Source organism: uncultured Sunxiuqinia sp. (assembly GCF_963974515.1).
Taxonomy (GTDB): domain Bacteria; phylum Bacteroidota; class Bacteroidia; order Bacteroidales; family Prolixibacteraceae; genus Sunxiuqinia.
In genome coordinates, this window is record NZ_CAXBDD010000114.1 from 1 (window position 1) to 10,898 (window position 10,898).

Genomic DNA, 10,898 nt, shown 5'->3' on the forward strand with positions numbered 1-10,898 from the left:
TCTGTCAAAGTAGAATTAATTTGTCGGGTGAAAGTTTCTTCCTAAATTTACTTTCAACTCTAAACGTATAATCCAATGAAAACGAAACTAAACCGACGTTCCTTCCTGCAACAATCAGCAATTCTTACCTCAGGCGCAATGCTTGGCACTCTTCCCATCGGCCTGAATAGCTGTAAGGAAGAGCTATTCAAAATTTCGCTGGCCGAATGGTCGGTCAACAATCAGATTTTTGGCAAGGCACGGGAAGCTGGCTGGGAGAAGTTTAATGACATGCTACAGCATGATTTTGCCAGTATCGAAAAAAGTGCCACCATGAAAAACATTGAATTTCCGGCTTATGCCAGAAGTTTAGGAATTGATGCAGTCGAATATGTTAACACCTGCTTTTTCGACAAAGCCAAAAACCAGGCCTACCTGATCGATTTGAACAAAGCCTGCGATGATGCCGGTGTGAAATCCTTGCTCATTATGTGCGACGCCGAAGGGATGGTTGGCGCTCCTACACAGGAAGAGCGCTTGCAGACATTGGAAAATCATAAAAAATGGATTGATGCCGCCGCGTTCCTGGGATGTCACTCCGTTCGGGTCAATGCCGGAAGCCAGGGAACTTATGAAGAACAGAAAAAACTGGCTGCTGACGGACTTCGGCTGCTTTGCGACTACGGAGACCTGGCCAATATCAACATCTTGGTTGAAAATCATGGCGGTTATTCTAGCGATGCAAGCTGGCTGGCTGATGTGATGAACATGACCGACCACCCCCGCGTGGGAACCTTACCCGACTTCGCCAATTTCCGGGTGAGCACTGAGCCCGAAATATGGTACGATCGTTACCAGGGTGTTGAAGAGCTGATGCCTTTCGCGAAGGCGGTGAGCGCTAAGTCGCATGACTTTGACGACGAGGGCAACGAAACGGGTACGGATTACGAAAGAATGATTGGTATCGTTTTAGATGCCGGTTACCGAGGATACATTGGTATTGAATATGAAGGAAGTGAGCTTGGCGAGAAGGAAGGAATTTTAGCAACAAAGAAGCTTTTGGAAAAAGTCCGTGCCAATTATCAAAAATCATAGTTCGACCAACGAAACAAAACCGGTTCTCAATCCGTATCAAAACATGCTTTGCAATCACAATTTCTTTCTTTGTCTTATCTATTTTTTTAGGGGTTGATTGGTTTAGTGATTGTAAGGTGCAAAGGTAATTTTAGTTGTTTGTTTAGAGAAAGAGCGGTGAACTTGGTTCACCGCTCTTTCTTTTTATCGGTTGGCAATATCAAGATTAACAGGTAAAGGACTGCCGGACAACATCCTCAGATTAGTCACTTCGTACAACAGTTTCAGGCGATCCATCATTCTTACCTCATCAGACGTGCCGCTCAGGTCGATAAAGACGGTACGATGGGCTTCCAACGTGATTTCCTCCGGACATGAAAAGCCAATGGCTGGCTGACGCAATTTCAAATGAAAATCGAGGTCACTCGAATTATGGATTTGCACTTTCCGGATTTGATGGTTTTCCAGTTCCACCCCCTTGGATTTTATCTTGATCGCCCCAAAAAACAAGGGCGTAAGATACTGGCGGTCCCCCACCAACTGGCCATCGAAATAAGCGACTGTACGATTGTCTTTCAAAGCTTGCCTGATCGCCCCCTGTGACTTTTCGGTCGCAAAAACCAGTGTCATGGGTCGGTGCTTTTTGCCATAAGTCATGTGTACAGGCGAATGTATATCCGAATTGGCCAGAACCGTCAATTTTTTTTGCCGGGCCCAATCCAGCGCTTCAGGATAAAACTCCTGGTGATTATACACTTCAATGCCGTTGAGCATCCCGGCATTCAGCAAACGGGTGTGCTCATCCCACCAGCGCGTTGTATCCGGCTGCTGTGCTTTCCACCCCGGATGATTCCAGAAAATGAAGGCGCCCTGCTCCCTGGCTTCCACGCAGGCATCCCACCAGTTCTCACGTTCCAGTAAATTGGCATTCATTATAAATAGCGCATTCAGATGGCCGGGGGGCATCTTGCGGGTTATCTCCGTCCCCCGAATTAAAATGATTCCCATTTGCTCGGCCAGTGGCTCGGCGATTTCGAACGATCGGTTATGGTCAGTCTCCATATCCTGCGAATGGGGTAAATATTCAATGTGATCGGTAATCGCAATGGCATCCAAGCCCTCCAACCAGGCTTCCTGAACCCGTACGGTTGGCCACACGTCACCATCTGAAAAGACAGTATGCATATGGAAGTCGCACTTCAGGGTTTGGTAGCCCGGAATATCCGGAATTTTAACTTCGATCCGACTTTGCGCCGAACATAAAAAAGTCGTTATGAAAAAAAAGAATACTGAAAGCGTCAAGTGTGGTCTAAGGTCATTCATGGTTCAAAATTTTGCCGCAAGTTATATAAAACCTTTGGTTTGATTGCATTGACTCGGTTAAAGAATCGTTGTTTGTTCTCAAATTATAAAAATGAACCCTTATCTTTACCTGAACAATACTTAAACAGAAAACCGAGATCATGGAAATTATTGGCGTTGACATTGGCGGCACAAAAATCAGTTCCGCACGAATCCGTGAAAAGCAAATTGTTCAGGAATACGACTGCCCTACACCTTCCGAAGAAACAAAAGAGATGGTAGTAAAAGCTGTTGGCGATGCCATTCAACAGGTATTTTCAGCCAAAGTCTCGGGAATTGGAATTGGCGTGCCGGGTTTGGTCGACCTCGAGACCGACGAAGTGCTCGATGTGGTTAACATTCCTTCGTGGGACCGGGTCCGGCTAAAGCAGATGCTCGAAGAGCGTTTCCAAACACCAGTCTTTGTGAACAACGATGCCAACTGCTTTGCGGTAGGCGAAAAGTATTTTGGCAAAGGCCAGAACTTTAAGAATTTCGTTGGCCTGACGCTCGGAACGGGTTTAGGGGGCGGAATCATCCTGAATTCGCACCTTTACTCAGGACGGTTTTGCGGGGCCGGTGAATTCGGAACCATATACTATCGCGACAAAACCGTGGAAGCTTATGCCAGCGGGCAGTTTTTCAAAGATCAAAACCTGTCAGGGAAAGTGTTGGCCGAAAAAGCAGAACAAGGTGATCAGCAAGCCAGGCAGTTATTTTTCGAGCTGGGCGAGCACATTGGACGGGCCATTGGCAATGTACTTTTTGCGCTGGCACCCGAAGCCATTATCCTCGGCGGCTCAGTCAGCCAATCCTATCATTTGTTTGAAGGCGGAATGCGCTCGGTGCTGGACAGCGAGTTTCCCTACCAGCGGTTATACAAGGCACTGACCATCGAAGTATCAGAACTCAGTAACAGCGCTGTGTTGGGCGCGTCGTCGCTTGTCATTGATGCCTTCTCCCAATCAAAAAATACCAATTGACTCATTTATATTCGATCATGGAAGATTTCAAACGCTTAAAAAATGACCAGATGAGAAACCCGATTTACGCCACACTTTTTGTCCTGGCCGCAATCGTTTTTATTTCGTGCGATCAGGCACAAAACAACGACCCCATGGCCCTTTGGAATGAACTGAATCAAAATGCCCAACCCAACAGTTTGACAGAAGAGGAAGAAAACAAGGACTGGCAATTACTTTTCGATGGAGAAAGCTTTGACGGCTGGCGTGGATACAACATGGATGAAGCGCCCGACTCCTGGATTGTTGAAGACCGGGCGCTCACGATGACCACCGTGGGAGGACACGAAAGCCAGGATGTCATTACCGACAAAACTTACCGGAATTTTGCTTTTAACTTCGAGTATAAAATTACACCGGGGGCCAACAGCGGCATTATCTTCCAAATCAAGGAAGATCCGAAGTACCAGTTCCCCTATGAAACCGGCCCCGAGTTTCAGATCATCGATGATGAAGGGTGGCCTGGAAAACTGGAAGACTGGCAGGTGAGCGGCGCCAACTATGCCATGCATCCTCCCCTGGCCAAAGCCTACAAGCCGGTGGGCGAGTGGAACCGAGGCATGATAGTGGTGAACGGCAACCAGGTTACCTACATCCTGAACGGCCAAGTGACGGCGACCTACGAAAAATACTCGGATGAATGGAACGAATTACGCAACAGCGGCAAATGGTCCGATTTTCCCGACTATGGCAAATACGACGAAGGTCACATTTCGCTGCAAAACCACGGTACCAAAGTCTGGTTCCGAAACCTGAAAATTAAAACGTTGTAAATCAATAACCCGGCAATGTGTGTGAGCCAATCTGAGCGTCGTTGGACCACACACATTCATCCATATTAACTGGTGGTTTCCTTAAAACGAACCGGCCGGATTTCCCCGGCTGAGGACTTGATAAGAAGCCATTAACCTGCATAAACATTCCCCGCAGGAGATTTTCATTGTTTCTTAACCTCCGGTCGCTTCATGGGTTTCACCACAATTTCGCCCCGGCAATTGGGACAAATGTAGATCTCGCAACCGGTGCAGGCAAAACAGTTTCCGCAGTCGCGCCGGAGTGAATCCTTCGGAAAAGATCCCCCGCAATTCTTGCAGATTAATATCCGATCTTGGTCAGTCACGGGAAATCAAATTCTGACGGATATAGAAAGCCAGCTTCATCAAGCCAAAGACCAGCACCAGGGTAAAGATGATGGAGGCGCCGGAAGGAATATCAACATAAAACGAAAACAACAAACCTGCAAACGAACCGATGAAAGCGAACAACACAGAAATCATCATCATCTTTTTAAAATCTTTGGTAAACAGGTTAGCCGTGGCCTGCGGCAAAGTGAGCAGCGAAAGAATCAGAATAATGCCCACCACCCGGATGTTCAGCACAATGGTAATGGCAATCAGGCTAATCAGCAAATAATTAATCAGGTTGACCGGAAGGCCCGTTGTTTTGGCAAATTCCTCGTCGAATGCCACGTACAACACCAAGCGGTAAAACAAGGTAAAAAACAACACCAAAACCAGCGAAAGGGCTCCCATCAGGTAAAGCTCGGTAGTCGAAACCGTCAGCACACTTCCAAACAGGTAGCTCATTAGGTTAGGCGCGTACCCCGGACTGAGATAGATGAAAATAATGCCGATAGCCATGCCCAGCGACCACCAAATGGCGATGGACGAATCTTCGCGGACTTTTCCTTTCTGGGTAAAAAGCTGGATGCCCCAACCCGACAAAATCGCAAAAATAGCGGCCCCCAGCAAAGGGCTCCACCCCAGGAAGTAACCAATCCCAATGCCGCCAAACGAAGCATGCGTAATGCCGCCGCTTACAAACACAATGCGGCGCGAAACGATGTAAGTACCCACAATTCCGCAACTTACCGCGGCAAAAAATGATGCCCAAAAGGCATTCATAAAAAAGTCGTAGGAAAACAAATCAATGATGGTGTCCATGGTGATCGTGGTTTTCGTGCATACTTAAAACGGTATGCGGAATGTGTCCGTGAGTAATGATCTGTAGCGGACAATTATAGGAAGCCAGTTGTTCGGTACTGATGACGTTGCTGGGATGGTAATTCACCTGCCGGTTTACGCAGGCAATGGTTTTTACATAGTACGAAATGGTGCCGACATCGTGTGAAACCAGCAAAATCGCCATCCGCTTATTCAGCTCCTTGAGCTTCTCGTACAATTCACTTTCAAACTGGTTATCGACAAAGGTATCGGGCTCGTCCAAAATCAGCAATTCAGGCTGGTTCATCAACGAACGGCATAGGAAAACACGCTGCATCTGCCCACCCGAAAGCTCACCAATCGCTTTATGCCTGATCGATGAAATCCCCATTTCTTCAATTAACTGCTCCGCATAAAGCCGATCAGTATGATTTTTTCTGAAAACATTCAGAAACCTCGTCCCCGCCCTGCCCGACTGAACCACGTCCAGCACGGTGATGGGAAAGCGTTTATCCACCTGGTTGATTTGCGGCAGATAACCAACTTTGTTCAATGGAATATGAAATTTGATGGAGCCGCCATCCGGTTTCACCAAGCCCAGCAAGGCTTTTATCAGGGTGGTTTTTCCTCCTCCGTTTGGCCCGATAATGCCTAAAAAGTCCATCGGCTGAATATCCAGGTTGGCCTGTTCCAACACCCTTTGCTGGTCATAACTGACCGACAGGTTCTTTATTTCAACCAGCTTTTCTTTCATTTTGATGCTTCCACAATTTTATTGGCGATATCGCGCAGTCCGTCTGCCCAGTTTTCAGACAAAGGATCAATCTGAACGACTTCACCTTCCAGCTCTTTTGCCAACTGCTGCGCGTTCTCCTTGTCAAACTCCTTCTGAATAAGAACCACCCGGATTCCCATTTCGCGGGCATGCCGCACCATTTCACTCATGTACTTTGGCGACGGCTCTTTGCCATCCACTTCAAGCGAAATCTGCTCCAGATCGTATTCGCGGGCCAGGTAGCTCAACGCGGGATGGAAAATCAAAAACTCCCGGTTCTCCAAACCTTCAAACTGGCTAAAAAGTTCGTTATCCAGCAGCTCGATCTCCGTACTAAAAGCATCATAGTTCTGCTTAAAAAGCTCTGCCCTGTCGGGAAACAGACTCACCAAAGCCTGGTAAGTCAGTGTCACAATCTTTTGAACTTCAGCAGGCGACATCCAGATGTGTGGATCAACGCCATGCGCATGCACATGATCACCATGTTGAACGACTTCATCAGCAATCCAATCGGCTTGCTGCGAGGTATCAAAGACCTTCAAATCAGGATTGGCTTGCACAATTTTTTCCGACCAGGCATCTTCAAAACCAATTTTACCAATGCGCAGCCAGGCCAGAGAGCCCGACAGTTCCTTCATTTGCGAGGGTACCAGCGAATAGGTTTCCGGACCAGCACCCGGCGGTACCAAAACCTGCACCTGGAGCAGGTCTCCGGCTATTTTTTCAACAAAATATTTTTGCGGCAGAATGGTCACCGTAACAAAATTACGTTCATCTTCTTTTGATGAGCTGCAGGCCATCGCAAAAAGCAGGGCCAATAACAACAGTCGTTTCATATGTTTCATGCTTGTTTTTTCAAAGATAGTTAAACTTAAGGTCACCAACCTCTTTAATAAAATGAATTACTTCAAGGTGATTTTTTTCACCTTGACCTGACCCTTTTCGGGCACCGGATCATACCCATGTGTTCCCCAGGGATGGCATTTGGATATGCGCCGGGTGGCCAGCCAAAACCCTTTGAAAGGACCGTGAATTTTGACAGCTTCAACGGCATACTGCGAACAGCTGGGCACATGACGGCACGAAGCAGGTGTAAAAGGCGAAATGGCATACTTGTAAAAGTAAACCGGCAGTAACAACAGCCAACCCAGTCCTTTCAATATCATTTTTGCCACACATTGCATCATTCTTTCCCCTCCAATGGATGGCACAAAATTAATGAAAATAAAGAAGGATGAAGAATCAAATCACTGAGACTCGCCACTTATTTGCGACAGGCAGGAACCACTGCAAGCTGTTTTTTCCCGGCTTCACAGGCACCCCAATCGTCTGGCTCCCAACCCGGCCGATCGCCGTTCCGATCAAAAAAAATGACAATACCGGCAGTACCAATATCAACAATCAAGGTCATCATATTTCACCCCATTGTACTTCGATACGGTTACCGTGCACACCTCGCAACTATTCACACTGGAGCCGATCATAACCTCATCAATTTCTTCCTGCAGCCATGCCGGAATTTCTTCCAATGATTCATCGTCCTTGTCACACGAAACAAAGAAGGAGACTAAAAGTATCACGATCATTAAGAATCATTTCTTCATTTTTCCTTTTCAGTCGAAAACCAAAACCTTTTGGTTGCGTTAATGGGTTGAACGAAGCAACAAAAAATGCCTAAAACAAAAGCGCAATCTTCAAAGGAAGTTCAGTTATACGAAGAAACCATTCTTCAGAATGAAGAAATTTCGCCCGGGGTTTTCCTGCTGTCCTACAAACGGACGGATGATTTCATTCCGGGTCAGGTTGTACGAATCGCCGTCGACCGAATCCAACCCCCACGTATTTACAGCATCTGCAGCGGGAATCATGAAAAGGAAATTCGCGTACTTTTCAACATCAAGGAAGAAGGTTATCTCACTCCCAGACTGGCAACCATGATTCCAGGGGATAAGCTGTTGGTATCGAAACCTTACGGCGGCTTTTTGGGAAGCCCAAAACCTGCCTGGTGGATTGCCTCCGGAACCGGCATTGCCCCATTCTACAGCATGTTTCAATCAGGGCAGTCTGAAAATAAAAAGCTGATTCACGGTGCGCGCCATTTAAACCAATTTTATTTTGAAGATGAACTGGATTGGGCCATGGGGCGCAACTATATCCGTTGCTGCTCGCAGGAAGAATCATGCGATGTGTTTCCAGGCCGGGTAACCGACTATCTGAACACGTTAGACGACCTGCCCAAAGACCAGCTCTATTACTTATGCGGAAAAGCGCTGATGGTTGTTGAAGTACGCGACTTGCTGATTGGGCGGGGCATTCCGTACGAAAACATCCTGGCTGAGATCTATTTTTAGTTGAAAAGAAAGCAGAGAAAACGGCTAAAAACAAAGAGATACAAACGTCTTCAGCCATTCTCAAATACTTACAACTGTTTTCGCATCTGATTCTCTTTTATAACTTTGCAGAAAATTTACACGATGGTCAAAGAAGCACTTTTTGGGAAAACATTGGGCGAACTGCAAGAGTTGGTCGTGGAACTGGGCTTTCCAAAATTCACAGCCAAACAGATTGCCGATTGGCTGTATAAAAAAGATATTTCGTCGATTGAGGAAATGACCAATCTGTCAAAAAAAGCGCGCGACATCCTCGCCGAAAGATATTCCTTCGGCTTGGTGAATTCAACCAAAGTTCAGGAGAGTGTGGACGGAACGAAAAAGTACCTGTTTCCAACCGGCAACGGTAAGTTTATTGAAACAGCCATGATTCCGGACAAAGACCGCAAGACCGTTTGTGTGTCTTCGCAGGTGGGCTGCAAAATGGGCTGCCTGTTTTGCATGACCGGCAAACAGGGTTTTCAGGGACAGCTAACGGCCGGCGAAATTGTGAACCAAATTCGCAACATCCCGGAGTGGGAGGAAGTGAGCAACATCGTGTACATGGGCATGGGCGAGCCATTCGACAATTTGGACGAAGTACTGAAGAGCATCGAAATTCAGACTGCCGATTGGGGTTTTTCCATGAGTCCGCGACGGATTACCGTATCGTCGATCGGCATTGTCCCGGGACTGGTGCGCTTTTTAAATGAAAGCGAGGCCCATCTGGCCATCAGCATGCACACGCCGTTTCACGAGGAACGCCAAAAACTGATGCCCGTAGAAATAGCCTATCCGCTGGACGATGTTTTGGAGGAAATCCGCAACTGGGACTTTGGACGGCAGCGCCGGGTTTCGTTCGAATACATTGTGTTTCACGGCCTGAATGACACGCCCGCGCATGTGAAGGAAATGGCCCGACTGCTCGATGGAATCAAGTGCCGCATTAACCTCATCCGCTTTCACCCTATTCCAGACACCCCACTGAAAGGAACAGATGAAGCCACGCTGGTTGAGTTCAAGGAAGGGTTGGAGAAAAAAGGCATCACAACAACCATTCGTGCTTCGCGTGGGCAGGATATTTATGCCGCCTGCGGACTGTTGTCGACCAAAGCGTTGGTGAAAGAATAAACCGAAAGCTCTGAGCTCATAAGTGTATGCTTACACAGGGGGTTGAATCCGGAATCCTGCTGTCAATAATCCCTCGGATCATCTTCCAGAATGGCGTAATGGTAGTTGTCCTTCCACGCTCCGCGGATGGGCAAAATCTTGCGACGCAGTCCTTCGCGGGTCATGCCAATTTTTTCCAAAACCCTTACTGACCGGATATTTTCAGTTGCCACGCCAGCTTCCACTTTGTGCAGTTTCAGCTCATCGAACCCAAAACGAACCAACGCCTTGGCTACTTCGGTAGCATAACCGTTTCCCCAAAAATCAGGATGGATCTTGTAATAAATCTCTCCCAACCGGAAGCGATCGTTTGATGGAAACATCCCTGCCAGGCCAATCACCTGCCCACTTGATTTCAATTCAATTTTCCAGCAAAACTGCGATCGCGGATTCTTTTGCTGATCGTCAATAGCGGGTTGAATCACCTTTTTGGTTTCCTCCAAATCCTTCGGAATACCCAAGGTATTATACTCATCCAGCTCGGGAATGGAATGCAGGACATGCACCAACGGCAAGTCATCCCAGCTGATTTCTTCCAAAAAAAGACGGTTGGTTATATGGTTCATTTTTTTTCTGTATAAAAGAATTCAGATTCAAAGTTACGTCAAAAAAACGGGCCCAGGTATGAGGGGAAAACGAAGCGGCAGCCCTCCCGGAAAGTCCATGCAACAAAAATAACCCTTGTTCAGAATGAGAAAGAAAAAATGATATCTTTGTTACTCAAGCTAGCTAAATATAAACCTGGATTTCCTGACTGTGATGATTGAAACGAGAACAAGCCATGCCGGATCCTCCCCTTTTGGCGAACAACACCGCTCAATGTTCGATGACTTTTCCCGGAGCTTATTGCACCAAGACTGCCAATCTCAAATTGCTCTGATTTATGAAAAAGGAAGACGATGCCCGAGGACAAGAGAAAAAACACGATGAATTGTTTCGAAATCTATTTGAGTTTCACACAGCCATTCAACTGATAATTGATCCGGAGACAGGCCGGATTATCGATGCCAACCGGGCCGCAGCCGATTTTTACAGATCGTCCAAGGACCGACTCAAGGAAATGAGCATACAAGATCTGACTCCTGATTCACCGGAAAAAATCAAGAAATGGCTGGAACAGGCCGAAAAAAACGAGCTGAAACAGGTTGATCTCAAAAAACGGTTGGCTGACGGCTCCCTACGCGATGTTGAAATCTTTTTCAGCCCCATTGAGCTTAATGGCAGT

The 10,898-nt window shown here is 47.0% G+C and carries 14 protein-coding genes; 6 read left to right on the plus strand and 8 right to left on the minus strand.

Features of this window, described 5'->3' with window-relative positions; translation table 11 throughout:
• Positions 1-75: 75 nt before the first annotated feature.
• Positions 76-1,074 (plus strand): sugar phosphate isomerase/epimerase family protein, encoded by a 999-nt coding sequence (locus AAC033_RS16595; protein WP_339740172.1) that lies wholly within the window; start codon positions 76-78, stop codon positions 1,072-1,074.
• 183 nt (positions 1,075-1,257) lie between these two features.
• Here the strand turns inward: AAC033_RS16595 and AAC033_RS16600 are convergent, their stop codons facing one another.
• On the minus strand, positions 1,258-2,376 hold the full coding sequence (locus tag AAC033_RS16600) for an Sb-PDE family phosphodiesterase (RefSeq protein WP_339740174.1): 1,119 nt from the start codon (positions 2,374-2,376) through the stop codon (positions 1,258-1,260).
• Between the two features lie 140 nt (positions 2,377-2,516).
• On the opposite strand from AAC033_RS16600, the gene AAC033_RS16605 reads away from it, so the two are divergent.
• Positions 2,517-3,377, plus strand: a complete 861-nt coding sequence (locus AAC033_RS16605) for an ROK family protein (protein WP_339740176.1) — start codon at positions 2,517-2,519, stop codon at positions 3,375-3,377.
• Between the two features lie 50 nt (positions 3,378-3,427).
• Positions 3,428-4,189 carry a DUF1080 domain-containing protein gene (locus AAC033_RS16610; RefSeq protein WP_339740178.1) on the plus strand — a complete coding sequence of 254 codons (762 nt, stop codon included), beginning with the start codon at positions 3,428-3,430 and terminating at the stop codon, positions 4,187-4,189.
• Positions 4,190-4,528: 339 nt separating this feature from the next.
• On the opposite strand, the gene AAC033_RS16615 is transcribed toward AAC033_RS16610, so the two are convergent.
• From AAC033_RS16615 to AAC033_RS16640, 6 genes are all read right to left on the minus strand, one after another.
• A complete protein-coding gene (locus AAC033_RS16615; RefSeq protein WP_339740180.1) occupies positions 4,529-5,359 on the minus strand; it encodes a metal ABC transporter permease in 831 nt (276 codons plus the stop codon).
• A complete protein-coding gene (locus AAC033_RS16620; protein WP_339740182.1) occupies positions 5,343-6,113 on the minus strand; it encodes an ABC transporter ATP-binding protein in 771 nt (256 codons plus the stop codon). Before AAC033_RS16620 ends, AAC033_RS16615 begins: the two co-directional genes overlap by 17 nt.
• Positions 6,110-6,970 (minus strand): zinc ABC transporter substrate-binding protein, encoded by an 861-nt coding sequence (locus AAC033_RS16625; protein WP_339740184.1) that lies wholly within the window; start codon positions 6,968-6,970, stop codon positions 6,110-6,112. Before AAC033_RS16625 ends, AAC033_RS16620 begins: the two co-directional genes overlap by 4 nt.
• 66 nt (positions 6,971-7,036) lie before the next feature.
• Positions 7,037-7,300, minus strand: a complete 264-nt coding sequence (gene yidD / locus AAC033_RS16630; RefSeq protein WP_339740198.1) for a membrane protein insertion efficiency factor YidD — start codon at positions 7,298-7,300, stop codon at positions 7,037-7,039.
• 98 nt (positions 7,301-7,398) lie between these two features.
• Positions 7,399-7,548, minus strand: a complete 150-nt coding sequence (locus AAC033_RS16635; RefSeq protein ID WP_339740186.1) for a hypothetical protein — start codon at positions 7,546-7,548, stop codon at positions 7,399-7,401.
• A complete protein-coding gene (locus AAC033_RS16640) occupies positions 7,529-7,720 on the minus strand; it encodes a hypothetical protein (RefSeq protein WP_339740188.1) in 192 nt (63 codons plus the stop codon). The genes AAC033_RS16635 and AAC033_RS16640 overlap by 20 nt, the downstream gene beginning before the upstream one ends.
• 84 nt (positions 7,721-7,804) lie before the next feature.
• On the opposite strand from AAC033_RS16640, the gene AAC033_RS16645 reads away from it, so the two are divergent.
• Both AAC033_RS16645 and rlmN read left to right on the plus strand, forming a co-directional pair.
• Complete coding sequence (locus AAC033_RS16645; RefSeq protein ID WP_339740190.1) at positions 7,805-8,485, plus strand: FAD-dependent oxidoreductase; 681 nt, start codon at positions 7,805-7,807, stop codon at positions 8,483-8,485.
• A 123-nt stretch (positions 8,486-8,608) separates the two neighbouring features.
• Positions 8,609-9,634, plus strand: coding sequence for a 23S rRNA (adenine(2503)-C(2))-methyltransferase RlmN (rlmN, locus tag AAC033_RS16650; RefSeq protein ID WP_339740192.1), 1,026 nt, complete (start codon positions 8,609-8,611; stop codon positions 9,632-9,634).
• Positions 9,635-9,696: 62 nt separating this feature from the next.
• On the opposite strand, the gene AAC033_RS16655 is transcribed toward rlmN, so the two are convergent.
• Positions 9,697-10,239 carry a GNAT family N-acetyltransferase gene (locus AAC033_RS16655; RefSeq protein WP_339740194.1) on the minus strand — a complete coding sequence of 181 codons (543 nt, stop codon included), beginning with the start codon at positions 10,237-10,239 and terminating at the stop codon, positions 9,697-9,699.
• A gap of 317 nt (positions 10,240-10,556) precedes the next feature.
• Between AAC033_RS16655 and AAC033_RS16660 the strand changes: the two genes are divergently transcribed.
• Positions 10,557-10,898, plus strand: a 342-nt coding sequence (locus AAC033_RS16660; protein WP_339740196.1) for a PAS domain S-box protein, incomplete at its 3' end; no start/stop codon positions are given.

Bases quoted from the DNA above. Each gene is read 5' to 3' on its own strand.
- AAC033_RS16595 (WP_339740172.1), top strand. From the start codon at position 76: ATGAAAACGAAACTAAACCGACGTTCCTTCCTGCAACAATCAGCAATT.
- AAC033_RS16600 (WP_339740174.1), bottom strand. From the start codon at position 2,376: ATGAATGACCTTAGACCACACTTGACGCTTTCAGTATTCTTTTTTTTC.
- AAC033_RS16605 (WP_339740176.1), top strand. From the start codon at position 2,517: ATGGAAATTATTGGCGTTGACATTGGCGGCACAAAAATCAGTTCCGCA.
- AAC033_RS16610 (WP_339740178.1), top strand. From the start codon at position 3,428: ATGAGAAACCCGATTTACGCCACACTTTTTGTCCTGGCCGCAATCGTT.
- AAC033_RS16615 (WP_339740180.1), bottom strand. From the start codon at position 5,359: ATGGACACCATCATTGATTTGTTTTCCTACGACTTTTTTATGAATGCC.
- AAC033_RS16620 (WP_339740182.1), bottom strand. From the start codon at position 6,113: ATGAAAGAAAAGCTGGTTGAAATAAAGAACCTGTCGGTCAGTTATGAC.
- AAC033_RS16625 (WP_339740184.1), bottom strand. From the start codon at position 6,970: ATGAAACGACTGTTGTTATTGGCCCTGCTTTTTGCGATGGCCTGCAGC.
- yidD (WP_339740198.1), bottom strand. From the start codon at position 7,300: ATGATATTGAAAGGACTGGGTTGGCTGTTGTTACTGCCGGTTTACTTT.
- AAC033_RS16635 (WP_339740186.1), bottom strand. From the start codon at position 7,548: ATGATGACCTTGATTGTTGATATTGGTACTGCCGGTATTGTCATTTTT.
- AAC033_RS16640 (WP_339740188.1), bottom strand. From the start codon at position 7,720: ATGATCGTGATACTTTTAGTCTCCTTCTTTGTTTCGTGTGACAAGGAC.
- AAC033_RS16645 (WP_339740190.1), top strand. From the start codon at position 7,805: ATGCCTAAAACAAAAGCGCAATCTTCAAAGGAAGTTCAGTTATACGAA.
- rlmN (WP_339740192.1), top strand. From the start codon at position 8,609: ATGGTCAAAGAAGCACTTTTTGGGAAAACATTGGGCGAACTGCAAGAG.
- AAC033_RS16655 (WP_339740194.1), bottom strand. From the start codon at position 10,239: ATGAACCATATAACCAACCGTCTTTTTTTGGAAGAAATCAGCTGGGAT.